Annotated in this window: 20 protein-coding genes, 1 pseudogene and 1 riboswitch; of the genes and pseudogenes, 8 read left to right on the top strand and 13 right to left on the bottom strand. The window is 69.1% G+C overall.

Features of this window, described 5'->3' with window-relative positions; genetic code table 11:
* Positions 1-47 precede the first annotated feature (47 nt).
* Positions 48-980, bottom strand: coding sequence for a homoserine O-succinyltransferase (locus V5F53_RS08755; RefSeq protein WP_393998634.1), 933 nt, complete (start codon positions 978-980; stop codon positions 48-50).
* A 37-nt stretch (positions 981-1,017) separates the two neighbouring features.
* A riboswitch (SAM-I-IV-variant riboswitch) is annotated at positions 1,018-1,127 on the bottom strand.
* A 132-nt stretch (positions 1,128-1,259) separates the two neighbouring features.
* On the opposite strand from V5F53_RS08755, the gene tam reads away from it, so the two are divergent.
* Positions 1,260-2,036, top strand: coding sequence for a trans-aconitate 2-methyltransferase (gene tam, locus V5F53_RS08750; protein ID WP_393998633.1), 777 nt, complete (start codon positions 1,260-1,262; stop codon positions 2,034-2,036).
* A 263-nt stretch (positions 2,037-2,299) separates the two neighbouring features.
* Here the strand turns inward: tam and V5F53_RS08745 are convergent, their stop codons facing one another.
* From V5F53_RS08745 to V5F53_RS08725, 5 genes are all read right to left on the bottom strand, one after another.
* Positions 2,300-3,100 (bottom strand): MetQ/NlpA family ABC transporter substrate-binding protein, encoded by an 801-nt coding sequence (locus V5F53_RS08745; protein ID WP_393998632.1) that lies wholly within the window; start codon positions 3,098-3,100, stop codon positions 2,300-2,302.
* A gap of 87 nt (positions 3,101-3,187) precedes the next feature.
* Complete coding sequence (locus V5F53_RS08740; RefSeq protein WP_393998631.1) at positions 3,188-3,874, bottom strand: methionine ABC transporter permease; 687 nt, start codon at positions 3,872-3,874, stop codon at positions 3,188-3,190.
* Entirely contained in the window at positions 3,867-4,958 is a 1,092-nt protein-coding gene (locus V5F53_RS08735; protein ID WP_393998630.1) for a methionine ABC transporter ATP-binding protein, read from the bottom strand. Before V5F53_RS08735 ends, V5F53_RS08740 begins: the two co-directional genes overlap by 8 nt.
* Before the next feature lie 442 nt (positions 4,959-5,400).
* Complete coding sequence (gene dmeF, locus V5F53_RS08730) at positions 5,401-6,453, bottom strand: CDF family Co(II)/Ni(II) efflux transporter DmeF (protein ID WP_393998629.1); 1,053 nt, start codon at positions 6,451-6,453, stop codon at positions 5,401-5,403.
* Positions 6,454-6,493: 40 nt separating this feature from the next.
* Complete coding sequence (locus tag V5F53_RS08725; RefSeq protein WP_393998628.1) at positions 6,494-6,775, bottom strand: metal/formaldehyde-sensitive transcriptional repressor; 282 nt, start codon at positions 6,773-6,775, stop codon at positions 6,494-6,496.
* A gap of 216 nt (positions 6,776-6,991) precedes the next feature.
* On the opposite strand from V5F53_RS08725, the gene aliB reads away from it, so the two are divergent.
* The 3 genes from aliB (at position 6,992) to badI (ending at position 10,752) form a co-directional block, all read left to right on the top strand.
* Positions 6,992-8,167 (top strand): cyclohexanecarboxyl-CoA dehydrogenase, encoded by a 1,176-nt coding sequence (gene aliB, locus V5F53_RS08720; protein WP_393998627.1) that lies wholly within the window; start codon positions 6,992-6,994, stop codon positions 8,165-8,167.
* Positions 8,168-8,249: 82 nt separating this feature from the next.
* Positions 8,250-9,878: a cyclohexanecarboxylate-CoA ligase gene (gene aliA, locus V5F53_RS08715; RefSeq protein WP_393998626.1), complete on the top strand. Its 1,629-nt coding sequence runs from the start codon at positions 8,250-8,252 to the stop codon at positions 9,876-9,878.
* A 76-nt stretch (positions 9,879-9,954) separates the two neighbouring features.
* Complete coding sequence (gene badI / locus V5F53_RS08710) at positions 9,955-10,752, top strand: 2-ketocyclohexanecarboxyl-CoA hydrolase (protein WP_393998625.1); 798 nt, start codon at positions 9,955-9,957, stop codon at positions 10,750-10,752.
* Between the two features lie 76 nt (positions 10,753-10,828).
* On the opposite strand, the gene V5F53_RS08705 is transcribed toward badI, so the two are convergent.
* Positions 10,829-11,332 (bottom strand): MarR family winged helix-turn-helix transcriptional regulator, encoded by a 504-nt coding sequence (locus V5F53_RS08705; RefSeq protein ID WP_393998624.1) that lies wholly within the window; start codon positions 11,330-11,332, stop codon positions 10,829-10,831.
* 132 nt (positions 11,333-11,464) lie between these two features.
* Here V5F53_RS08705 and V5F53_RS08700 point away from each other — a divergent pair, with 132 nt between their 5' ends.
* Positions 11,465-12,259, top strand: coding sequence for a glucose 1-dehydrogenase (locus tag V5F53_RS08700; protein ID WP_393998623.1), 795 nt, complete (start codon positions 11,465-11,467; stop codon positions 12,257-12,259).
* A gap of 433 nt (positions 12,260-12,692) precedes the next feature.
* On the opposite strand, the gene V5F53_RS08695 is transcribed toward V5F53_RS08700, so the two are convergent.
* Together V5F53_RS08695 and V5F53_RS08690 are read right to left on the bottom strand one after the other, a co-directional pair.
* Positions 12,693-13,598 (bottom strand): hypothetical protein, encoded by a 906-nt coding sequence (locus V5F53_RS08695; protein WP_393998622.1) that lies wholly within the window; start codon positions 13,596-13,598, stop codon positions 12,693-12,695.
* Between the two features lie 293 nt (positions 13,599-13,891).
* Positions 13,892-14,149 (bottom strand): hypothetical protein, encoded by a 258-nt coding sequence (locus tag V5F53_RS08690; RefSeq protein WP_393998621.1) that lies wholly within the window; start codon positions 14,147-14,149, stop codon positions 13,892-13,894.
* A 326-nt stretch (positions 14,150-14,475) separates the two neighbouring features.
* On the opposite strand from V5F53_RS08690, the gene V5F53_RS08685 reads away from it, so the two are divergent.
* Positions 14,476-15,246: an outer membrane protein gene (locus tag V5F53_RS08685; RefSeq protein ID WP_393998620.1), complete on the top strand. Its 771-nt coding sequence runs from the start codon at positions 14,476-14,478 to the stop codon at positions 15,244-15,246.
* A gap of 225 nt (positions 15,247-15,471) precedes the next feature.
* On the opposite strand, the gene V5F53_RS08680 is transcribed toward V5F53_RS08685, so the two are convergent.
* The 4 genes from V5F53_RS08680 to V5F53_RS08665 are packed head-to-tail and all read right to left on the bottom strand — an operon-like array spanning position 15,472 to position 18,669.
* Positions 15,472-16,104: a HupE/UreJ family protein gene (locus V5F53_RS08680; RefSeq protein WP_393998619.1), complete on the bottom strand. Its 633-nt coding sequence runs from the start codon at positions 16,102-16,104 to the stop codon at positions 15,472-15,474.
* Entirely contained in the window at positions 16,101-16,712 is a 612-nt protein-coding gene (locus tag V5F53_RS08675; RefSeq protein ID WP_393998618.1) for a HupE/UreJ family protein, read from the bottom strand. The genes V5F53_RS08680 and V5F53_RS08675 overlap by 4 nt, the downstream gene beginning before the upstream one ends.
* 32 nt (positions 16,713-16,744) lie before the next feature.
* A complete protein-coding gene (locus V5F53_RS08670) occupies positions 16,745-17,755 on the bottom strand; it encodes a HupE/UreJ family protein (RefSeq protein ID WP_393998617.1) in 1,011 nt (336 codons plus the stop codon).
* Positions 17,752-18,669, bottom strand: a complete 918-nt coding sequence (locus tag V5F53_RS08665) for a peptidylprolyl isomerase (protein WP_393998616.1) — start codon at positions 18,667-18,669, stop codon at positions 17,752-17,754. The genes V5F53_RS08670 and V5F53_RS08665 overlap by 4 nt, the downstream gene beginning before the upstream one ends.
* Positions 18,670-18,958: 289 nt before the next feature.
* On the opposite strand from V5F53_RS08665, the gene V5F53_RS08660 reads away from it, so the two are divergent.
* Positions 18,959-20,863: a CehA/McbA family metallohydrolase domain-containing protein gene (locus tag V5F53_RS08660; RefSeq protein WP_393998615.1), complete on the top strand. Its 1,905-nt coding sequence runs from the start codon at positions 18,959-18,961 to the stop codon at positions 20,861-20,863.
* Between the two features lie 55 nt (positions 20,864-20,918).
* Positions 20,919-22,892 (top strand): annotated as a pseudogene (locus tag V5F53_RS08655) (fused MFS/spermidine synthase); the annotation flags it as partial.
* Positions 22,893-23,352: the final 460 nt, after the last annotated feature.

The raw sequence follows: 23,352 nt of genomic DNA, 5'->3' as shown, positions 1-23,352 counted from the left end.
AGGGCAGGGGCGGGCGCCGGGTTTCACGCATGCTCCTGGCGGGGCGGTCATTCAGCGGCAAGGGCGTGACCGATCTGGCCCAGCTCGAACGGCGTGGTCTGGTACATCTCATTGATCCAGTTGGCGAACAGGAGATGCGCATGGCCGCGCCACCGGTTTTCCGGAGGCTCGCTCGGGTCGTCGCCGGGAAAATAATGGGCCGGAAGACGTGTCTCGGGATCCTTCGCCGCGTCGCGGAAGTATTCCGACGCCAAGGTGTTGGTATCGTACTCCAGATGATTGAACATGTGCAGTGCCCGATGGCGGGGGTCGTCCAGCAGGCAGAGACCGGTCTGAGGGCTTTCGGCCAGCACGGCGAGGCCACGCCCGGGGGGGATGTCGTCGGCCCGCGCCTCCGCCCAGCGGGAGACGGGGACATCGAACGAATCCGCGAAGCCGCGCAGGAAAGCCGAGGATGGGGCAAGGGCGCGGTGCCGGTAGAGGCCGAAGCTCTTCTGTTTCAGGTTGTGCTTCGGTAGTCCGTGGAAATGGTAAGCTGCGGCCAGCGCCGCCCAGCAGATGGTCAGGGTGCGGTGAACGTGGGTCTGCGTCCAGTCCAGCACCTGCGCCAGTTCGTCCCAATAGCTGACCTGTTGGAATGGCAGGTGTTCCACCGGCGCGCCGGTGATGACGAAGCCGTCGAAGCGCTCGTGCCGCACCTCGGCCCACGGCCGGTAGAAGGCCGCCATGTGGTCCTCGGGCGTGTTGCGCGAGACGTGGTCGGTGATGCGCACCAGGGTCAATTCCACCTGCAGCGGCGTGGTGCCCAGCAGGCGGGCGATCTGCACCTCGGTGGTGATCTTGTCGGGCATCAGGTTCAGGAGGCCGATGCGCAGGGGGCGGATGTCCTGGCGAATGGCATCGCCTTCGCTCATCACCATCACCCCTTCCGCTTCCAGCGTGCGGCGGGCGGGCAGCAGATCGGGGATCTTGATGGGCATGGCGTCGTCCTCGGCTTATCGGGAACGACGCGCGTGGCTTGATCCGTTCGGTTGCCGGCTCGGCCACATCCTCTCTGGTCGGAGAGTACCACCTTGCCCGGATCGGCAGGTTGGTGTTGGGCGTCGCCCCAACTCTTGATGTAGGGTCGTCTCTACTCCCGCCGGCGGGTCTTGGCAACGGGCCCGGCGTTTCTTTGCCAGCGGGCCAAGCAAGGGCGCGCGCGTTTCTTTGCCGGCTGGTGCTATTGTATCGGGCTGCCCGCTCAAGGAGGTTCGGGGATGGCCGATTGGAACGCCCGCCAATATCTGAAGTTCGAGGACGAGCGCACCCGTCCGGCCCGCGATCTGCTGGCTCAGGTTCCCCTTGATCGCGCCGCCCTGGCGGTGGATCTGGGCTGTGGGCCGGGCAACTCCACGGAACTCATTGCGGCGCGCTTCCCGCAGGCCGAGCTGCTGGGCCTCGACAGCTCGCCGGCCATGCTGGACGCCGCGCGCAAGCGCTTGCCCCAGGCGCGGTTCGAGCTGGCGGACGCCGCGACTTTCACCTTGCCCCGTCCGGCCGATCTCATCTTCGCCAATGCGGTGCTGCAATGGGTGCCGGACCATGCGGCGCTGTTTCCGCGCCTGCTGTCTCTGCTCGCGCCCGGCGGGGTGCTGGCGGTGCAGATGCCGGACAACCTGGACGAGCCCTCACACGTCGCCATGCGCGAGACGGCCATGACCGGGCCGTGGGCGGAGAAGCTGGCGGGCGCGGTGGGCGCGCGCACGGTGCTGCCGCCGCCTGGGCGCTATTATGATCTGCTGATTCCGGGCGCGGCGCGGGTGGACATTTGGCACACCATCTACAACCACGCCCTCGACGGGGCGCCGGCCATCGTGGAGTGGGTGAAGGGAACCGGGCTGCGGCCCTTCATCGACCCGCTGGAGGGGGACGAGAAGGCGCAGTTCCTGGAGGAATACCGCCAGCGGCTGCTGGCCCCCTATCCGGAGCAGGTCGACGGCAGGGTGCTGCTCGCCTTCCCGCGCCTGTTCATCGTCGCGCAGCGGCGCGGCTAGGAGGGGCCGGCCGATCTGTGGCGGCGCTTTCGGGGCGAGCCTGGATCGGAGCCGCGTGCCGCCGCATGCGGTCCGCGGGGAGAGGCGATGTGCCCGGGCGCGATCCACGCCTTGTCCCGATGCGGCGGGGCCCGGCCGCGCGTGGCGGAGGGCCCAAGAAAAAGGGCGCGGGACCCGCGAAGGTCCGCGCCCAGTGGGGTCCGCCGCCCCGGCCAGGGCCGGGACACCGGGAGGAACGGGAGGCACCCGGCGGGCGCGCGGGCTCACCAGCTCGGGAGAACGGCGCCCTTGAAGGTTTCGAGGATGAAGGTCTTCACCTCCGGCGACTGGTAGCTTTCCACCAGGGTCTTCACCCAGGGCTTGTCCTTGTCCTCGGTGCGCACGGCGATGACATTCACGTAGGGGCCCTTGGGCTCCTCGCGCAGGATCGGGTCCTTCACCGGGTCGAGACCGGCTTCCTTGGCATAATTGGTGTTGATGCCGGCGGCGTCCACGTCCGGCAGGGAGCGCGGCAGCTGGGCGGCGTCGATCTCCACGAACTTGAACTTCTTCGGGTTCTCCACGATGTCCACCACCGAGGCCTTCACGCCGGCGTCCGGACGCAGCTTGATGAAGCCCTTGTCGGCGAGCAGCAGCAGCACCCGGCCGCCGTTGGTGGGATCGTTGGGAATGGCGATGGAGGCGCCGGCGGGGATGTCGTCGAAGCTCTTGTACTTCTTGGAATAGACGCCGATGGGGAAGTTCACGGTAAAGCCCACCGGGCTGATCTTGTAGCCGCGATCGGCGATCTGGGCGTCGAGATAGGGCTTGTGCTGGAACGAGTTGGCCTGGATTTCACCGGAGGCCAGCGCGGCGTTCGGCACCACATAGTCGGAGAATTCGACAATTGAGATGTCGAGCCCCTTCTTGGCGGCGATGGGCTTCACCGCCTCCAGGATCTGCGCATGGGGGCCGGGGGTGACGGCGACCTTGACCGCCTCGGCACGGGCGGCGCCGGTGGCAAGGCCCGTCAGCGTCAGTGCCGCGGCAAGGCTGAGGGAGGCGAAAGTGGAGGTGAGCGTCATGGGTGTCTTTCCATCACGGTGAGGGGCGGCCGGAGCCGATGTCTGGCGCACCCGCGCACGGCGGGGGCGAGAGGGGAGGGGCGCTCGTCAGCCCCGGTGGCGCTTGTCGAGCCGGCGGGCGAGGCCGTCGCCCAGGGTCTGCACGCCCTGCACCAGCACGATCAGCACGATCACCACGGTGGCCATCACCTCCGGCATGAAGCGCTGGTAGCCGAAGCGGATGCCGAGGTCGCCGAGGCCGCCCCCGCCCACCGCGCCCACCATGGCCGAATAGCCGAGCAGCGACACTACCGCGAGGGTGAGGGCGAGGGTGATGGAGGGCAGCGCCTCCGGCAACAGCACCTTGGCGACGATCTGCAGCGGGCTGGCGCCCATGGCGCGGGCGGCTTCCACCAGGCCCTGGTCCACCTCGCGGATGGAGGCCTCGATGAGCCGGGCGATGAACGGGGCCGCCGCCACGGTCAGCGGCACGATGGCGGCGTTGGTGCCGATGGAGGTGCCGGCCACCAGCCGCGTGAACGGGATGATGGCCACCACCAGGATGATGAAGGGGGTGGACCGCGCGGCATTCACCACCAGGCCCAGGATGTGGTTCGCCCACGGCGCGGCGAACAGCTCGCCGGCGCGGCTGGTGGCCAGGAACACGCCCAGCGGCAGGCCGATGGCCGTGCCCAGCAGGCCGGAGGCGGCCACCATGTAGAGGGTCTGGTAGGTGGCGTCGATGATGAGGTCGACAATGGCGGGCGACAGCAGGCCGAAGGTGAAATCAAACATAGCCGAGCACCTCGCAGCTGAGCTTCAGCCGCTTCACCGTGTCGGCGACGGCGGCGATGGTGGCGCCGTCGCCCGGCACCGAGATGACGATGACGCCGAACGGCTGGCCGGCGATCTCGTCCACCTGGGCCTGGATGATGTTGATATCGACGCCGAGCTGGCGCGCCACCTGCGACAACACCGGGTCGGTCGCATGGCTGCCGGTGAAGACGATGCGGATGAGTGCGTCGCGGCCGGGGCCGGGCGCGGGCTTCAGCCGGTCGGCCACATAGGGCGGCAGGCTGGCGCCGGTGAGGGCGGCGAGGAAGGCGCGGGTGGTGGGATGGCGGGGCTGGGCGAACACGTCGTAGGTGGTGCCCTCCTCGACGATGCGGCCGCCGTCGATGACCGCCACCCGGTCGGCCACCGCCTTGATGACCGCCATCTCGTGGGTGATGAGCAGCACGGTCAGCTTCAGCTCGGCATTCACCTTGCGCAGCAGGGCGAGGATCTGGTTGGTGGTCTCCGGGTCGAGGGCGGAGGTGGCTTCGTCGGAAAGCAGCACGCGTGGATTGGTGGCGAGCGCGCGGGCGATGCCCACACGCTGCTTCTGCCCGCCGGACAGCTCGGCCGGATAGCGGTCGCGCTTGTCGGCGAGGCCCACCAGCTCCAGCAGCGGCTCCACCCGGGCCTTGATCTGGCCCTTGCCAAGGCCGGCGATCTCCAGCGGCAGGGCCACGTTGTCATAGGCGGTGCGGCGGGCCAGCAGGTTGAAATGCTGGAAGATCATGCCGATGGAGCGGCGCTCGGCGCGCAGCGCCTGTTCCGGCAATGCGGCGACATCGGTGCCGTCCACCACCACCCGGCCCGAGGAGGGCTTCTCCAGCCCGTTGACCAGGCGGATCAGGGTGGACTTGCCGGCGCCCGAGCGGCCGATGACGCCGACGATGACCCCTTCCGGCACCGCGAGCGAGATGTCGGAGAGGGCGGTGACGGGGGCCTGGCCGCGCCGGGCGGCATAGGTCTTCTCCACCTTGTCGAAGACGATGACCGGCGCCGACGCGGCGGTCGGAACCGAGGGGTCGACGGAAACGGGGGCGTTCACGGGAGGCTCCAGGGTGGGAGGCTCGGCGCGTTCGTCAGATCGAATGGTGTTCGATGGGGATGGGAGCTCGACATGACGTGCGGCCACAGGTCTGGAAGGGGAGGCCCGCCGGCGCGCGATGGAGGTCAACCCCGCATCGAGCGCTGCGGCTGACAGGCGGATCACGGGATTGGGCGACACATCGACACGGCTGGCCCCACGGCTCGGCCGCGCCAAGGCAGCCTGGATTTACAGGCAATATCGTTCTGTTAACAGAACACGTCAAGGGTCATGTGAATAAGATTAATCGACATTGATGAAAAGTGAAAGTGGCCGGCGGCCCCCTGCGCCGCCTGCCACCGTTGGTCCACCCGTCACGGCGGCGATTCCTTGGGGTGGGGGTGGCGCGGAAGCGGGCGGGTAGCCCTGGTCTCGGGCGCTCCGTCGGATCGCCGGCCGTGGTTCAGCGGCATTCCACGGTCAGGTGCACGACCTCGTCCACCGGGGCGAGGCGGCGACGGATGGTGGCGGCGTCCACCGGATCGCCCGCCGAGCCGCTCACGCTGATGATGGCGGCCCGCGCCTGCGGTCCCACGCGCCAGACGTGAAGGTCGCGGATGACGGCGTCGCCGGGCCCTTCCACCGCCTCGCGCACGTCCTGCGCCACATGGGTGTCGGTGGTGTCGAGCAGCACGGATGCCGTGTCGCGCAGCAGGCTCCACGACCAGCGGGCGATCACCACGCCGCCGACGATGCCCATGAGCGGATCGCACCAGACCCAGCCGAGATAGCGCCCCGCCATCAACGCCACGATCGCCAGCACCGAGGTCAGGGCATCCGCCAGCACATGGACATAGGCCGAGCGCAGGTTGTTGTCCTCGTCGTGGCCGGCGGTGCCGTGCGCGTGGCGATGGTCGTGCCCGTGGTGCCCGTGGTGCCCGTGATGATCGTGTCCATGATGGCCGTGTCCATGATGGCCGTGTCCATGATGGCCGTGCCCGTGATCGCCGTGCCCGTGGGCATGTCCGCCGCTCAGCAGCAGCGCGCTCAGGATATTGACGCCGAGGCCGAGCACCGCCACCGCGATGGCATCGCCGAATGCCACCTCCACCGGGGCCAGCAGCCGCGCCATCGATTCCAGCGCGATGCCCAGCGCCACCAGGCCCAGCACCAGCGCCGACGCGAAGCCGGCGAGGTCGCCCACCTTGCCGGTGCCGAAGGAGAAGCGCGGATCGGCCGCGTGACGGCGGGCGTAGACATAGGCGAGGGCGGTCACCCCGAGGGCGCCGGCATGGGTGGCCATGTGGAATCCATCGGCGAGCAGCGCCATGGACCCGGTGAGGGTGCCGGCGACGATCTCGCCCGCCATCATCACGCCGGTGAGGACGACCACCCACAGGGTGCGGCGCGTGTTCCGCTCGTGGTTCGCGCCGAGAAAGACGTGACTGTGCGCCCCCGCGTCGACAAGGCCGGCATCGGCCGGAGACGGGGCTGGGATCGATGTGTCCTCGGACATGGCCTGTTCCTCGATCGTCGCGATGGGTGGGGGATGCCCGCTATTTGCCGTAGCGGCGCAGCACGGTGGCGAGCTCGTCCGCCCCCTGCGCCCGCTCCGCGTCGGAGAGGCCCGGGCGCGCCACGTGCGCCTGGAGATGCGCCTCGAAGATCTCGTCCATCAGCCCGTTCACGGCGCCGCGCACGCCGGCCACCTGGTGCAGCAGGTCGGTGCAGTCGCTGCCGGCGGAGAGGGCGCGCTCGATCGCCTCGATCTGCCCGGCGATGCGCTTCACGCGCATCAGCAGGGCGGCGTTGTCCTTGGGGTCGCGGGTATGTGCCATGGGGTAGGGGGGTATCCTATAATGCCGCCTGTCACAAGGTCGGTGCCATCGCGCGCCGCCATCCGCCATGCAGGGCAGACGGTGTATCTTATATGGCAATGTATTGACATTAATTTGGGAGCGCAGTAGCGTCCAATTAATGGCAATGAATTGCTATATATGCCGCCCGCCGGAAGCCTCCGGGCCGGAGCGGCGAGCGGAAGCGCGGGGAGACGCATGACCACATCGGATTCGGCCCTGTCGGAAGCCTTCGGCCTGACCGCCGATCAAGCCAGCTTTCGCGAAACCACGCGCCGGTTCGCCGCCGCCGCCCTGGCGCCCGGCTACCGGGAGCGCGAAAAGGCGGCCAGCGTGCCGCTGGAGCTGCGCCGGCAGATGGGTGCGCTCGGCCTCATCGGGGTCGAGTTTCCCGCCGAATACGGCGGGCTTGGCGCCGACCACGTGACGGCGGGGGTGGTGCTGGAGGCCATCTCCGAGGGCGATTTCAACGTCGGCTACATCCAGCTTCTGTCGTCCTTGTGCGGCGCGATCGTCGCCCGCCACGCGGCGCCGGACATCGCGCGGGTGGTGCTGCCGCGGGTGGTGGCCGGGGAGTCGCTCATCGCCCTGGCCCTCACCGAGCCGCAGGGGGGATCGGACGCGGCGGCGCTGGCGCTGAAGGCATCGCGCGATGGCGACGACTATGTGCTCGATGGCGAGAAGACCTCCATCTCCATGGCCGATCAGGCCGACCTGGCGGTGGTGTTCGCCCGCACCGGCACCGCCGCGCAGCGCGCCCACGGCGTTTCCGCCTTCCTGGTGGACATGGGCCTGCCCGGCATCAGCCGCACCCGTTTCAACGATCTCGGCGAGCATGCCATCGGCCGCGGCTCCATCTTCTTCGACCGCGTGCGGGTGCCGGCCTCCCACCGGCTGGGGGGCGAGGGCTCCGGCTTCGTGCAGGTGATGCAGGGGTTCGACTTCTCCCGCGCCCTCATCGGCCTGCAATGCCTCGCCGTGGCCCGGATCTCGCTGGCCGAGACCTGGGCCTATGTCAGCGGGCGCAAGGCTTTCGGCCGGCCGCTGGCCGACAACCAGGGCGTGACCTTCCCGCTGGCCGAGGCCGAGACCATGGTGGAGGCGGCGCGGCTGCTCTGCTACCGGACCCTGGCGGCCAAGGATGCCGGCGTGCTCCACACCAAGGAGGCCGCCATGTGCAAATGGTGGGCGCCCAAGCTCGCCTTCGAGGTGGTGCAGACCTGCCTGCTGCTGCATGGCCATGCCGGCTATTCCACCGAGCTGCCGTTTGAGCAGCGCCTGCGCGACGTGCTCGGCCTGCAGATTGGCGACGGCACGGCGCAGATCATGAAGCTCATCATCGCCCGCGAGGCGCTCAAGTCGGTCGCGGCCTGAGGACCAGACGGCGTCAAGCCGCGTTCGAGCAAATCAACCCGGAAGGAAGCTGCCATGAGGACGTTGCCATGAGGACGCTGCCATGAGCTTCGATCTGTTGCCGGCGACGCGCCGGGCCGCCATGACCGCGGCCGGCCTGTGGCGCGACGAGACGCTGCTCGACCATTTCCGCCGCCATGTGGCGGCAACGCCGGACAAGCCGGCCCTGGTCGCCACCCGCGCCGAGGCCGGCGACACCGTGCGCCTGACCTATGGCGCGCTGGACGCGCTCTCCGACCGCCTCGCCGTGGGCCTTGCCCGCCGCGGAGTGGGGGAGGGGGACGTGGTGTCGTTCCAATTGCCCAATTGGTGGCAGTTCACGGCGCTGCACCTCGCCTGCCTGAAGCTGGGCGCCATTTCCAATCCGCTGATGGTGATCTTCCGCGAGCGGGAGCTCGCCTTCATGCTGGGTCTCGCCGAGACCAAGGTGTTCGTGGTCCCCGCGCGCTTTCGCAACGTGGATCACGCGGCGCTCGCCGCCGCCGTGCGGCCGGACCTGCCGCGCCTCGCCCACGTGGCGGTGGTGGATGGGGGCGGCCCCGAGGCCTTCGACACGCTGCTCGCCTCGGACATCACCGAGGCGGAGCGTGCCGATCTGGCGGCGCGTCGCCTGTCGCCCGATGCGGTGATCGAGCTGCTCTACACCTCCGGCACCACCGGCGAGCCCAAGGGGGTCACCCACACCTCCAACACCATGCTGTCGAACCTGGTGCCGTTCGCCCGGCGGCTGCATCTGGGGGCGGGCGACGTCATCCACATGCCCTCGCCCATGGCCCACCAGCTGGGCTTCATGTACGGCCTGGTGCTGCCGTTGCTGCTGGGCGCCACGGCGGTGCTGCAGGACATCTTCGCCGCCGAGGTCATGGCGCGGCAGATTACCGGGGAGGGCGCCACCTTCACCATGGGCGCGACGCCGTTCCTCAACGATCTCGCCGATCATTGCCTCGCCACCGGCACCAGGACCCCCTCCCTCAGGATCTTCGTCTCCGCCGGCGCGCCCATTCCGCGACCGCTGGTGGCGAAGGCGCGCGAGGCGCTCGGCGCCGCCATCATCTCCGCCTGGGGCATGTCCGAGAATGGCGCCGTCACCACCGCCCGCGTGGAGGACCCCGAGGAGAAGGTGACCGGCACCGACGGGTGTCCGCTGCCCGGCATGGAGGTGCGCGTGGTGGACCTCTCCGGCAACGTGCTCGCGGCGGGCGAGGAAGGCATGCTGCAGGTGCGCGGCTGCTCGAACTTCGTGGGCTACCTGAAGCGGCCGGGCCTCGCCCACGTGGACGAGGGCGGCTGGTTCGACACCGGCGACATCGCCCGCATGGACGGCGACGGCTACATCCGCATCGCCGGGCGCTCCAAGGACATCATCATCCGCGGCGGCGAGAACATCCCGGTGGTGGAGGTGGAGAACATCCTGTTCAAGCACCCCGCCGTGGCGGCGGTGGCCATCGTCGGCTACCCGGACCCGCGCCTTGGCGAGCGCGCCTGCGCCTTCGTGATGCCGCGCCAGGGGCAGAGCCTGACCTTCGAGGACATGGTGGCCTATCTGAAGTCGCAGAAGATGGCCATGCAGTATATTCCCGAGCGGCTCCAGGTGGTGGACGCGCTGCCGCAGACGCCATCCGGCAAGATCCAGAAATTCCGCCTGCGCGAGATGGCGCGGAGCGGTGAATGAAGGCGCGGTTGGCGCCTGCATGGCCCGGTGGGCCGGCCATGACGCCAGTCGTCTTGAAAATTCCGGGAGAAACGCGATGACGTACGAAGACATTCTCTATGAGGTGCGCCCGGCGGGCGTGGCCCGCATCACCATCAACCGCGCCGACAAGTACAATGCGTTCCGCGGCCAGACCGTGGAGGAGCTCATCCACGCCTTCCAGACGGCGGGCTGGGACCGGTCCATCGGCGTGATCGTGCTCACCGGCGCCGGCGACAAGGCCTTCTGCACCGGTGGCGACCAGAGCGCCCACGACGGCCAGTACGACGGGCGCGGCACCATCGGCCTGCCCATCGACGAACTGCAGAGCCTCATCCGCGACGTGCCTAAGCCGGTGATCGCCCGGGTGAACGGCTTCGCCATCGGCGGCGGCAACGTGCTCGCCACCATCTGCGACCTCACCATCGCCTCCGATAAAGCGCAGCTCGGCCAGGTGGGGCCGAAGGTGGGCTCGGTGGACCCCGGCTTCGGCACGGCTTATCTCGCCCGCATCGTCGGCGAGAAGAAGGCGCGCGAGATCTGGTATCTCAACAAGCGCTACACGGCGGACGAAGCGCTGGCCATGGGGCTTGTGAACGCGGTGGTGCCGCACGCGGAGCTGGACGCCGAGGTGGACCGCTGGTGCGCCGAGCTGCTGGAGCGCAGCCCCACCGCCATCGCCTTGGCCAAGCGCTCGTTCAATGCCGATACCGAGAGCATTCGCGGCATCTCCTCGCTCGGGATGGCGGCGCTCAGCCTCTATTACGATACCGATGAATCCAAGGAAGGGGGCGTCGCCTTCCGCGAGAAGCGCAAGCCCGATTTCCGGCGGCACACCCTGAAGCCGAAAGGCTGAAACCGCCGCCCCTTGCCGTGAAGCCGAAAGGTTCACACGGCGGGACCGGGCGGCGACGACGGGGAGCGCCGCCCGGTCACACCCCGTTGAGCCCGCCCTTCAGCCGGTCCAGCAATTGCACCATCAGCACCTGCTCGGCCTCGGTGAGGGGGGAGAGGGCCTGATTGTAGAAGGCCTCGATGGGGTCGCGCATGGCCTCCCAGGTGCGGGTGCCTTCGGCGGTCAGGCGGATGAGGCGGCTGCGGCCGTCGTCGGGGTCCTTCACCCGCTCCACCCAGGCCCGCGCCTCCAGGCGGTCGAGCACGGCGGTGAGGTTCTGCCGGCTGAGCAGGAGAAACTCGATGAGGTCCTTCACGCTCATGCCCTTGGCCTGCACCAGCGGCCGCGCCAGGGCCCCCAGCACCGCCCATTGCTGAGTGGTGGCGCCGAAATCGCCCATGTGGCGCGTGCCGTTCTTATGCAGGAGGTTCGAGCACTGGTAGAGGCGAAAGAACAGGCGGTTCGCCACCTCGAAGCGCTCGGCCTCGGAAGAGGGCTCGCGTCGGACGGAACCGCCGGACGATGATGCGGGCGGGGACATGGGGGGACTTCTCCTGCCGGTCGAGGCGCTTCGACTCTAAATATATCAATATATTGATATAATCAATGACCTCCTTGCGCCCCCTCCCGGCGGCGGAAGGTTCCTTCCATCCCTGATCAGCGAGACTGCGACGTGACCGACTTCCCAGACAAGACCTTCACCGGCAAGACCTTCACCGGCAAGACCATCATCGTCACCGGCGGCGGCGGCGGCATCGGCGGCGCCACCGCCCGCCGGTTCGCGGCGCTGGGCGGCCGGGTGGCGGTGTTCGACCGCGATCTGGCCGCCGCCGCACGCACGGTGGAGGAGATCGCCGCCGCCGGCGCGGCGCGCGCCTATGCCTGCGATATCACCGACCGCCCCGGCGTGGAACAGGCGGTGAGTGCCGCCGAGGCCGAGCTCGGCCCCATCGACGTGTTGGTGAACAATGCCGGGTGGGACGTGTTCAAGCCGTTCCTGAAGACCGCGCCCGAGGATTGGCAGCGCCTCATCGACATCAATCTCGTCGGCGCCCTGCACATGCACCATGTGGTGCTGCCGCTGATGGTGGCGCGCAAGGCCGGGCGGGTGGTGAACATCGCCTCAGACGCCGCGCGGGTGGGCTCCAGCGGCGAAGCCGTTTATGCTGCCTGCAAGGCCGGGCTGGTGGCGCTCACCAAGACCCTGGCGCGCGAGCATGCCCGCGATGGCATCACCTTCAACGTGGTGTGCCCGGGCCCCACCCAGACCGCCCTGTTCGAGGATTACAAGAAGGGCGCCGGCAATGCCGAGAAGCTCACCGAGGCCTTTCGCCGGTCCATTCCCCTCGGCCGCATCGGCGAGCCGGAGGACCTGCCCGGCGCCATCACCTTCTTCGCCTCCGATGCGGCGGCCTATGTGACCGGGCAGGTGCTGTCGGTTTCCGGCGGCCTCAGCATGGTGGGCTGACGGGCACGCGAGCACGCGGGCCGGCGGGCTTACCGCCGGTCCCGGTGCCGGCGGCGCGGCTGTCGCAGGAAGCGCGTTCCGAGCGTCTCTCCGGGGGACCGCGCCTGGCGCGTGCCCGGGAGAGGGAACGCACGCGGGGGCCGGGCGGGGGCCCACGCCTTTCCTCCAGTCGCGCCGCCGGACTTTTCTTCAGCCGCAGGCCTGTGCACGTGGTGGCCCCGGGGAGGTCTTGGCTTCTGGACCGTGACTTCGCGGCGAACGGCAGATGCCACGGGCCCATGAGCCAGGCTCATGGGCCCGTGGTCAAGCCTGCGCGGGACCTGAGCGATCCGCCTGGCATCGGTCAGCGACCGGGGCGACGGCAAGAGCATGAATGGCGAGGGGCCGAGGACCCTGGAGTCGGGCGCGGCCAGCCCATTTGCTCCGCTACGCATCAATCCGTGCGCGAGATAATCTCGTACAGACTCACGCGCCAGGAGATGGAGGAGATTGGAACGGAAAGCGGACCCGTTGCTCCTGCAGGCGATACGAATTTCGTTACCGTTCTCGCGCCATGTCCATACGGCGTCGACCCATTGGTGACCCCACCTTCGATTGGCGTCCATCCAGACGCGGCGGGGATGACTTGGTCGCTGTTTGTGATGGTGAGGCCCAGCACGAGACCGCGCGCACTGCTCGTCGTAAGACCGCTATTGGAGGCGGTGGTCCCGGTTCCGGTAACGGTGTTGTGCGCGCCCAGCGGCGTCGTCGTATTTACACCGGAGAACTGAATCGCCTGGCCGAACAGGCCGCTGTTGCCAGAGTAGGTGAAGGTTACCGATGCGCCTTCACTTCCGTCGGCGATGCGGTATGCAATGATGTTGTCCGGGATTGTCGAAGCGTTGAGAAAGGTCCAGCCCGCGACTGGATTCGCGGTTCGTGTCGCGTTGGCGCTCATCCAGACAAACAGCAGATTGCCGGGAGTGATGCTGGACGGCATGGGCACATCCAGCGCCGCGCCTCCCGCATTGACCGCGAAAGCTCCGGAATTGACAAACGTTGCTCCACCCCCCTGGATCGGCCCGACGGGTTTGGATGTCACCGTGTGAAAATTATTGTCCGCATCTGTAAAGTGCATGCGAACTCGGATCAGGTGTCCGATATCCTCGCTCGTCAGGTCATACGTTGCCGAGGTCGCGCCAGGAATGTCTACCGTATCTCGGATCCACTGGTACATCTCATTTGCGATGAGCTGTCCGGTGAGGGTGTTCGGGGTGACCGCCTTGCCCGTGATGAAAGGCTTGAGAGGCGTGATGCACAAAGTGCTTTGCACACAGATTCCTACGCCATGTTCAGACATGCGCCATCCAGTCTATGTTTTTCTCAAAAAAAGCCACTTGATGCCGGTACTGCTTGAAAGGGGGATATTCCCATCCAGTCCAGGCAAATAATAAATAGATATTCCATATTTTAGTTCAATCCATCCTTCTGTTCTGCAGGATAGACAATAATACAGTGCTGGTTTTGTGGCGTGGCTCTTGACATGGGCTCTGGAGCGATTTCCGCTCGCCTTGGCTCACGGAAATCGCTCCAGAAGTCTGTATTGACGCGTTTTCTTCACGCGAACCGGTATCCGCTTCGCTCGAAAACGCTCTAGGCCTGCGATGGGTCCGGGGTGTCGTCCGGCGCGGGGCGGCGGGAGGGGCGCCAGGGTTCAGGGGCCAGGCCCATCAGCGGGTCGAAGGGGGCGGCGTGATAGACCACGCGCAGGCCGTGGCCGGGCACGTCCTTGATGATCCAGGCACCGCCGTCCGGCTGGAGGATGCGCAGCTCGTTCTCGGTTTCCGAGGCCACCTGCCCCCAGTCGAGGTCGAATCGTAAACCGCGCCAGCTCACCTGAAATCCCGCCATTCGCGTTGCCCTTCCCTGGTGCCGGGGTACATACCTACACGAGGTTCACCCCGATCCCAAATACTCGCGTCGCGAGCCGGCCCGCTCCCGGGCGACGGCGGGGTTCGGTCCGGCGGTGCGGTCAGCGCCGTGCCGCCGGAATCGACCGCCCGGGTCGGGGTGTCGCTTGAATAGCCGCATAACATTGCTCTTCACAGGCGAGTGCGCGATATTGAATGTATTGTGACAGTATTGGTGGTCCAATCTGTGGCCGATGAGAGACAGTTCATGACGGAAGGATAGGCTATGTAGCCGGTATCGATGCATCCATCGGGCCGGGGGATTTCATGCGCCGTTCTCTGCTTCTGACGAGTCTACTCGCCGCCACGCTGGCCGGGACCGCCGCACAGGCGGCCGATCTTGCCGCCAAGACCGTCACCAAGGCGCCCGTCGCCGCGCCCGCCTTCAGCTGGACCGGCTTCTACATCGGCGCCCAGGCCGGCTATGGCTGGGCCAAGAATGACTTCAGCAATTCCCGCGATCCCCTGAACCCGACCACCATCAGCGCGGTCGATGCCGAGTATAGCCTTGACGGCGCCCTGGTCGGTGGCCAGATCGGCTACAATTATCAGATCAATTCCATCGTTATCGGTGTGGAAGCCGACGCGGCGTGGGCCGACATCTCCGGCTCCGGCGCCTATTTCAACGGCGTGGCTAACAGCTGCATCCAGAGCAACGACGCCTGCCACTCCAAGATCGACGCGCTGGGCACCATCACCGGCCGCCTGGGCGTCGCCTTCGACCGCGTGCTCGTTTATGGCAAGGGCGGCGCCGCCTGGGCCAGCGTCTCCCACAGCGCCGGCAACACCGACCTGCTCGCGCCGGCCTTCAATTATGCGGCCGATGCCAATTCCACCCGCTGGGGCTGGACCGTGGGCGCGGGCGTCGAATACGCCGTCACCAACAACTGGTCGGCGAAGATCGAGTACAATTACGTCGATCTGGGCAGCAACGAAGCGCGCTTCAACTTCGCGCCCGCCACTTTCATCAATCCTTATGTCGCCACCGTGGACCAGAGCCTGCAGTTGCTCAAGGTCGGCATCAACTATCGCTTTTGAGAAGCGCCGACTCGCGCAGCCACCGGCTTTACGCGAGTGCCAACTTCACCAACCCCGGCTGGTCCGGGGTTGTTTTTTGCCTGCAGCCACGCCCGCCGCGCACCCGATGCCGCGGGGGCACAACGCCGCCCGCCGCCGGGCGAGCCGGGGCGCGGGCCGCGGACGGGAGAGGGCGGCGGGCGAGGGCGGCGGGCGAAGAGCCGGCCGGTGGGCCGGGGCGGCGACTCAGCTGGCGCCGGGCGCCACCAGATGCAGGCCGAGCACCATGATGCCAACCGCCGCCACCCAGCTGCCGCCGGCCCGCAGGGCGATGGGCCGCCAGCCGCCAACGCCGCTGAGGAATGCCAGCGCGGCGCCCGTCATCAGGGTGACGGCCACGTATCCGGTGGCCAGGATGCCGGTGAGAAACAGCATCGGGTCTGTGCTCGCGGCCATGGCCGCTCCGTTCTCGTAGCCATGTAGCAGGCCGGTCACGGTGGCGAGGCTCAGCAGCGCCGGCAGCGGCAGCCGCGCGGCGGCGGCCACCCCCAGCCCCGTTCCCGCCACCAGCGCCAGCCCCAGCACCGATGCGAACGGCAGCGGCGGAGGGATGAGCAGCGATGCCGCGCCGCCCACCGCCAGCGCCAGCGGGAACACCAGGATGACCCAGCGCGCGTACCGTGCGCCTTGGAACGCCGCGAGCGCGGCGAGGGCGATCCAGGGCAGCAGCTGCTGCAGGTCGGTGAGCGGATGCAGGGCGCCGCCGTAGAAGTCGCCCAGCCGGGTCGTCACCAGGTGGGCGTGCGCCAGGGGCGGGCTGGCGACGACCGCGATCGCGGCGGTCGCCAGCCGGCTGGCAGGGCGAAGGCGATTCGTCATTCCACGATGCCGACCGAGCTGAGCAGGAAATAGAGGCCGAGGCAGCCGATGGCGGCGCCGCAGGCCCGCACCGCCCGCGCTCCCGATTCCCAGCGCACCAGCACGCCGAGCAGGATGCCGGTGAGATGCAGCAGGCCGGTGGCCACCACGAAGCCCAGGGCGAAGGCCACCGCGTCCGCTGCGTCCGGCAGCTCGCGGCCGTGGGCGTAGCCGTGGAACACCGCGAACAGGCCCACCAGCAGTGCCGCCACCCACAGCGGCGGGCGGGCCGCCAGCGCCACCATGGCGCCAAGCGCGAGGCCCGAGAAGGCGATGATGGGCTCGACATACGGAATGTCCACGCCCATCAGCCCCAGCACCCCGCCCACCGCCATCACCAGCGGAAACGTCACCGGCAGCACCCAGATGGCGGGAGCGCCGAGTTGCGCGCCCCACAGGCCCACCGCGACCATGGCGATGAGATGGTCTGGCCCCGTGAGGGGATGCAGGAAGCCGCTGACAAGGCCCACCGCCACGCCGCTGCCGGTATGGGCGAGGGCGGGGGCCAGCGGCAGGCTGGCGAACAGTGCCGCCAGGAGCAGGGTGGAGGCGCGGTGGGAGCGGGTCATGGCAGGATCAATCCCAGGCGATCGGGGTGAGGTCAGATGCGAAGCAGGAACCAATAGGAAGCAAGGCCGCCGATGGCATAGGCGGGCACCGCCGCGCCCCAGCGCGGCAACATCGCCTGCGCCTGGCGATGGGCCCACAGCAGGGCCAGCACCAGCATCACGAAGGCCAGCTGGCCGATCTCCACGCCCACGTTGAAGAACAGCAGGGCAATGGGCAGGGTGGCCTGCGGAATGCCGAGGGCGGTGAGCGCGGTGGCAAAGCCGAGCCCGTGCAGCAGGCCGAACGCGAATGCCACGCTCCAGGGATAGCGTGCGGTGAGGCCCGGCTCGCCGCGCTGCAGCTTCACGATCTCGACGCCGAGGAAGACGATGGACAGGGCAATGGCCGCGTTGAGCGGCCGTTCCGGCACGCCCACCCAGCCGAACGTCGCGGCGGCGAGGGAGAGCGAGTGGCCGACGGTGAAGGCGGTGATGGTCTTCACCAGCCGCCAGCCGCCCTTCACCAGCCAGATGAGGCCGAGCACGAACAGCAGGTGGTCGATGCCGCGCAGGATGTGGTCGATGCCGAGGTTGACATAGGTTTCAGCCAGCTCGCGCCACACCGCAAGGTCGGTGCCGGGGTCGCGCGCGGCAGTGGCGGTGGGGTTGGCTACGCTCACCGTATAGGCTTCCAGCGGCCCCTCGCGCGGCACGACGCGGATGGTGGCGACCGACTGCTTGCTGCCGAGGCCCATGAAGCTGAGCTGGCCGACCAGGCCGCGCGCGCTACAGTCGAGCTCCGGCGGGGTCCAGCGGCAATGGGGCGGGAAAATGGGCTGCAGGCGGGGGTCGGCCGGCGGCATGGTCCATTGGCCGATATAGCGGCCGGCGCCGATCTCCCGCAGGGTGATGACGGCCATGGTGGCCTCATGGGCGCGCGCTGCCCCGGCGCCTGCCAGCACCGCGCCCAGCAGCGCCAGCACCGCCGCCAGCAGGCGGAGCGCGATGGCGCCGCCGGCGGGGCGGGTGCGCCGCGTCGTCGTCGGGGTGGTTGGCCGGCTCATGGCGCGGCGGGCGGCGCGTCGCGCCGGATCACATAGGCCTTGCCCAGGTCGCGGGTGGCGGCGATGGCCAGGATGCGGCGGCGCTCGTCCTTCCAGGCCTGGGCCACCTGCGCGCCCACCTCGTCGAGGGGAACGGCGTGGCCGGGCTCGAACGTGTCGAGGCGCACCACATGCCAGCCGTCCGTGGCCTGCAGCACCCGCCATTCATCCGGCTTCAGGGCCACCAGCTGGGTGACGAAATCGGTGCCGAAGGACGGCTCCAGGGAGGGGCGGGGCCGCTGTGCGAAGATGTTGGCGCGCATCTGCACCTCTTCCGGCTCGGTGCCGGCGCGAATCTGCTCCAGCACGGCACGGCTCTCGGCTTCCGCATCGGGGCCGGAAAAGGCCACGTCGATGAAGCTGACGAGGTCGGGGATGTCGTAGTCGGCGCGGCGCTTCTCGTACCAGGCGGCGAGGTCGGCGGCGGTGGGCTCGTTCACCTCGACGCCGCTGAAGATGAGCAGGCGCATCTTGTGGGTGACGCGGTCGCGGATCATCTCGTCGCCCTTGTCGAGGCCCTGGGCCAGGGCTTCGCGGAAGGTGATTTCGTTGAGCAGCCACACGTCGATGAGCTTGTTGAGCTCGTCGGTGCTCGGCTCGCGGCCCTCGTGGGCGGCCTTGAAGGTGTCGACGATGGTGCCGCGCACCTGCGGCGTCAGTTCGATGAGCCGTTCCTTTGGCACCGCCGGCGTCACCGCCGCATGGGCGGCGAAGATGAGCCCGCCCATGGCCATGAACTGAAGCAGCGGCTCCCGCAGCAGGCGCCGCAGCCCGGCGGACCAGCGCCGTGGCGCAGGGCCACGCGGTCCACCGCCGGCGGGCTGCCCGTCCCCGACGACCGCAGGCGCGGCCGGTTCCGGCGTCGATGACGTCACGTTGATTCCCCACTCCGAAGTCGCAGGACCGCCGGCGGGCGCTCCCTGTGGCGGCGCGAAGCGCATCACCTACCGGGCGGCCGGTGTCGCGATGATGACAGCCGGCCCTCGCATCCACCCCTCCGGGCCCGCGGCGGCCCCGCCCGCGCGGCGCGGAGATGGTTGCGCGGCTTACCTTCTCCTCCGTCATGGAAGCTTCAGGAGGGGGTCACAGAACGACGCTAGGAGAGCCGCCAGCGGAGTCCTTCCATCCGTAGTTCTAGACAGGGGTTGGAATATGAAGAGCGGGATGCTCACGCATCATCTGATCGCCGGCGCCTCGGCCCTCGTGGTGGCCGGCGGCGTGGCCGTGGTGCCTTCGGCGCCGGCGTTCGCCGACAGCTACATGGCGGGCGACTTCCACAATCACACGCCGTGCTCCGACGGGCGCTCGTCGGTGGAAACCATGGTCAAGAAGTCGGTGCAGAATTTCGGGCTCGAGTGGCTCGGCGCCGCCGACCACGGCGGCTCCAGCCCGCGCGACTGCCGCATCGACGATCCCGAGGGCGACGGCTCGGTGACCGGCAAGGGCAAGTTCTGGGACGAGAAGCCCGTCACCGCCGTGAAGGGCGACGTGGTCACCGCCCAGGGCCACCGCGCCATGTGGCGCTGGCAGAGCGCGGAGGAGATCATCTATCCCGAGCTGACGCGCCTCGCCAAGCAGCTCAACAAGCCCATGCTCTATGCCGGCATCGAGACCAACGTGCCGGGCCACGAGCACACCTCCATGACCGTCATCGGCAACCAGAAGCCGCAGAACTTCGGCGGCAACACCGGCGACGCCAGCGCCGTGGCCGAGTTCGAGTATCGCTTCGACCGCTCCGACGCCGACACCTCCGGCGGCGCGCCGCGGCACAACTGGACCGACAAGGTGGCGACCGTCTCCGGCCCCGGCTCCAGCATCATCAACCACCAGCAGAAGGCCGTCCCCAGCGTCCAGTGGCTGCAGAAGTACTATCCGCTCGACAGCTATTACGTGCCGGCCCACGTGGAACGCGCCGGCGTGTTCAACGCCGACAACAACCGCGGCTTCAATATCGAGCACTTCCGCAATTTCAACAATGCCGGCCCGACGGTCGCGGTGGGCTTCGAGAGCCAGCCCGGTCACCAGGCCAGCAACAATCGCGGCGAGTATCGCGCCGACTTCTGCGGCGAGGGCTGCGATTCGGTGGGCGTGACCACCTTCGGTGGGACCGGCATCTACGCCGCCAAGATCGGCGGCCTGTGGGACGCGCTGCTGGGCGAGGGCCGCAACTGGTTCTTCTTCGGCAGCTCGGATTGGCACAACCGCGGCGCCTTCTCCATCTATGAGCGCAGCACCACCAACGACTTCTATCCGGGCGAGTTCCAGAAGCTCTATATTCCGCGCCCCTCGCGCAGCGCCGCGCTGCGCCCGCAGGTGGTGGTCGATGCGGTGCGCGCCGGCAACACCTTCTCGGTGATGGGCGATCTCATCGCCGGCGAGCTGAGCTACAAGGCCGAGGTGATCGGCTCCACCGCGTCGGGCAGCGCCAAGATGGGCCAGACCTTGGTGGTGCCGCGCGGCCGCTCGGTGCGCCTCACCCTGGAGGTCACCCAGCCCACCGACGCCAACAACTCGCCCTACCGGTTCAACAATCCCTCGCTGCTGCAGATCGGCGTCAAGGAGCCCCTGAACAAGCCGACCCTGCGCCATGTGGACTTCATCCGCGGCGAGGTGAGCGGCGTGGTGGCCCCGACCAGCGCCAAATATACCAGCGCCACCAACAGCACGGCTGGCATCCTGGCGTCGTTCAGCCCCACCACCTGGAAGGCGAACGGCCAGAAGCGCACCATGGTCGTCACCATCCCGAACGTGCAGAAGAACATGTACGTGCGCGTGCGCGGCAGCAACCTGCCGCCCTCCACGCCGGCCGAGACCGACGCCCGCGGCAACCCGCTGAACGACTGGGACCCGGAAAACGCCGCGCAGAAGGGCCCGTTCGTGCCCTGCAAGGAAGCGGCCTGCCCCGCGCACATGGTGGTGCGCGACGGCCAGAAGATCTCCAGCTACGACGTGGCCGCGTGGTCGGACCTGTGGTTCTACACCAACCCCATCTTCATCCGCGTCGCCGACCAGCCGAAGCTCCTCGTGGAGACCAACGGCGCCATGGCGGTGGCCCTGAAGAACAAGTGATGGCAGCGGCCGGCGCCGGATCGCGCCGGTCCCCTTCCTCGCCCTGCGCGAGCTGATGCGCGCGGCGCCGTCATGGCGCCGCGCGCTGCGTTTCATCCGCCGTCCGGCGCCTCGCGGTGTCGCGCGCTGCCAAGGTCCTGCCATGTCCGATGCCGTCGCGCCCCGCGCCCCCTCGTCCGTCGCCAGCGGGCGCCGCATCGCCGCCCTCACCGCGGTGGCCGCCCTGTCGGGGTTCGCCGGGCTGGGCTATGAGATCGTCTGGGCGCGGATGCTGGCGGTGTCGCTGGGCCATGAGATTGTCGCGGTGCTCGGCGTGGTCTGCGCCGTGTTCGCGGGCCTGGCGCTGGGCAGCCTGCTGCTGGGCCGCGCCACCGCAGCGAGCCGGCGGCCGGCGCTGTGGTATGCGGGCCTGGAACTGGTCATCGGCCTGTGGGCGCTGGCGTTGATCGGGCTCGCGCCGCTGGTGGGCGCGGCGGTGCCGGCGCTGGTGCCGGTGGATGCCTCCGCCGGCTGGCAATGGCTGGTGGCCTTTGCGCTGCCGCTCCTGGTGCTGCTGCCGGCGACCCTCGCCATGGGGGCGACCCTTCCGGCCCTTGAAGCCGTGCTGGCGCCGCATCTGGCGGAAGGGCGGGCGGTGGGGGCGGTCTATGCCGCGAACACGGCCGGCGCCGTGGCCGGCACGCTGGCGACCGCCTTCCTCATCATCCCCGCTTTCGGCCTGTCGCGCACCCTGGTGGTCTGCGCCGCAGTGAACCTGGCCTGCGCCGGGCTGATGGCGGTGCTGGCGACACCGCGGGCGCGGCCTGCCGCGCCGGGGCGGGCGGTGGTCTGGCGCCTGTCGGTGCCGCTGTTCGCCACCGGCCTGCTCGGCATCGGCTATGAGGTGCTCACCATCCGGGTGCTGAGCCAGATCCTGGAAAACACCATCTACACCTTCGCGCTGCTGCTGGCGGCCTATCTCACCGGCACGGCGCTGGGGGCGGCCGCATGGACGCGCTGGGCGCCGGGACCAGGGCGCCAGCCCGGGCGGGCGAGCGCGCTGGTGGCGGTCACGGCGCTGGCCTGCGCCGCCGGCGCCGGGCTGCTGGGCTTCGCCGATGGCCTGCTGGTGCAGCTGCGCGGGCTGCTGCCGGCGAGCGTGGCGGGGCGGATGGGCGCGGAATTGGGCGTCGCCCTGGTCGCCTTCCTGCCCCCCACCCTGGCCATGGGGGCGTTGTTCACGGAGCTCGCCCAGCGCGCGAGCGATCGCACCGGCGGGGTGGCCGGGGCACTGGCGGCCAATACCCTGGGCGCGGCGCTGGCGCCGGCCCTGTTCGGACCGCTGCTGCTGCCCCTGGTGGGCGCCAAGCTTGCCTTCGCGGTGCTGGTGCTGGGCTATCTCCTGGCGCTGCCCGACCTCCGCCGGCCGGCGCGGCTGGCGGCGGTGGGGGTGGCGCTCGGCGCGGTGGCGCTGGTGGCGGCGCCGGCCTCGCTGCGGTTCGCGCGGGTGCCGCCCGGTGGCGAGCTGGCGTGGCATCGCGACGGGGTGATGGCGGCGGTGAGCGTGGTGCGCAACAGTGGCGGCGACCTGCATCTTCAGGTGAACGCGCATTTCCGCATGGGCGGCACCGCGTCCCAGCGCTCGGACCATCGCCAGGCGCATATTCCGCTGCTGCTGCATCCGGACCCGCGGCGGGCGCTGTTCCTCGGCCTCGGCACTGGCGCCACGCTCGCGGCGGCCGGCGATCATCCCGGGCTGGAGGTGGACGGGGTGGAGCTGGTGCCGGAGGTGGTGGAGACCTTCCCCCTGTTCGCGCCATCGTCACGCCCCGAGGGCGCCGGCGGGCCGAGGGTCCATGTGGCGGACGCCCGGCGCTTCGTGCGCGCGGCCGGCGCGCGTTACGACGTGATCGTCGCCGATTTGTACCATCCCTCGGTGGACGGCTCCGGCGCCCTTTATGCGCGCGAGCATTTCGCCGCCATCCGCGCCCGTCTGGCCGCCGGTGGTGTGTTCTGCCAGTGGCTGCCTCTGCACCAGCTCGATCTCGACACACTGAAGGTGATCGTGCGCACCTTTCTCGATGTGTTTCCCGACGCGAGCGCCTATCTCGCCCAGTTCAGCGTCGAAACGCCTCTGGTGGCGCTGGTGGGCCGGCTGGCGCCCGATCCCTATCCCGCGGACTGGCTGGCGCGGCGGGTCACGGATCGGGTCCTGGCCCGCCGCCTCGCCGCCCTCGACCTGAAGGACACGCTCGCCCTGTTCGGCCTGTACCTGGCCGGCGCCGGCGACCTGCGCCGCTTCGCCGGGCCCGGCCCGCTCAACACCGACGACCGCCCGTTCGTCACCGCCGAGGCGCCGCGCACCGCCTATGCCATGGCCGATACGCCGGCCGAGCGCCTGCTGGCGCTGGTGAGCGCCCTGCATCCCGACCCTGCCGACGTGCTCGCCGCCACCGATGCGGCGGCGCGCGCGCGCCTCGCGGCCTATTGGCGGGCGCGCGACGGCTATC

This window comes from Xanthobacter cornucopiae (assembly GCF_043195065.2).
Lineage (GTDB): Bacteria > Pseudomonadota > Alphaproteobacteria > Rhizobiales > Xanthobacteraceae > Xanthobacter.
This window is presented reverse-complemented; position numbering and strand designations above follow the sequence as displayed.

Bases quoted from the DNA above. Each gene is read 5' to 3' on its own strand.
- V5F53_RS08695 (WP_393998622.1), bottom strand. From the start codon at position 13,598: ATGTCTGAACATGGCGTAGGAATCTGTGTGCAAAGCACTTTGTGCATC.
- V5F53_RS08755 (WP_393998634.1), bottom strand. From the start codon at position 980: ATGCCCATCAAGATCCCCGATCTGCTGCCCGCCCGCCGCACGCTGGAA.
- V5F53_RS08670 (WP_393998617.1), bottom strand. From the start codon at position 17,755: ATGAGCCGGCCAACCACCCCGACGACGACGCGGCGCACCCGCCCCGCC.
- V5F53_RS08705 (WP_393998624.1), bottom strand. From the start codon at position 11,332: ATGTCCCCGCCCGCATCATCGTCCGGCGGTTCCGTCCGACGCGAGCCC.
- V5F53_RS08740 (WP_393998631.1), bottom strand. From the start codon at position 3,874: ATGTTTGATTTCACCTTCGGCCTGCTGTCGCCCGCCATTGTCGACCTC.
- aliA (WP_393998626.1), top strand. From the start codon at position 8,250: ATGAGCTTCGATCTGTTGCCGGCGACGCGCCGGGCCGCCATGACCGCG.
- V5F53_RS08660 (WP_393998615.1), top strand. From the start codon at position 18,959: ATGCTCACGCATCATCTGATCGCCGGCGCCTCGGCCCTCGTGGTGGCC.
- aliB (WP_393998627.1), top strand. From the start codon at position 6,992: ATGACCACATCGGATTCGGCCCTGTCGGAAGCCTTCGGCCTGACCGCC.
- badI (WP_393998625.1), top strand. From the start codon at position 9,955: ATGACGTACGAAGACATTCTCTATGAGGTGCGCCCGGCGGGCGTGGCC.
- V5F53_RS08675 (WP_393998618.1), bottom strand. From the start codon at position 16,712: ATGACCCGCTCCCACCGCGCCTCCACCCTGCTCCTGGCGGCACTGTTC.
- V5F53_RS08680 (WP_393998619.1), bottom strand. From the start codon at position 16,104: ATGACGAATCGCCTTCGCCCTGCCAGCCGGCTGGCGACCGCCGCGATC.
- V5F53_RS08725 (WP_393998628.1), bottom strand. From the start codon at position 6,775: ATGGCACATACCCGCGACCCCAAGGACAACGCCGCCCTGCTGATGCGC.
- V5F53_RS08685 (WP_393998620.1), top strand. From the start codon at position 14,476: ATGCGCCGTTCTCTGCTTCTGACGAGTCTACTCGCCGCCACGCTGGCC.
- tam (WP_393998633.1), top strand. From the start codon at position 1,260: ATGGCCGATTGGAACGCCCGCCAATATCTGAAGTTCGAGGACGAGCGC.
- V5F53_RS08690 (WP_393998621.1), bottom strand. From the start codon at position 14,149: ATGGCGGGATTTCAGGTGAGCTGGCGCGGTTTACGATTCGACCTCGAC.
- dmeF (WP_393998629.1), bottom strand. From the start codon at position 6,453: ATGTCCGAGGACACATCGATCCCAGCCCCGTCTCCGGCCGATGCCGGC.
- V5F53_RS08745 (WP_393998632.1), bottom strand. From the start codon at position 3,100: ATGACGCTCACCTCCACTTTCGCCTCCCTCAGCCTTGCCGCGGCACTG.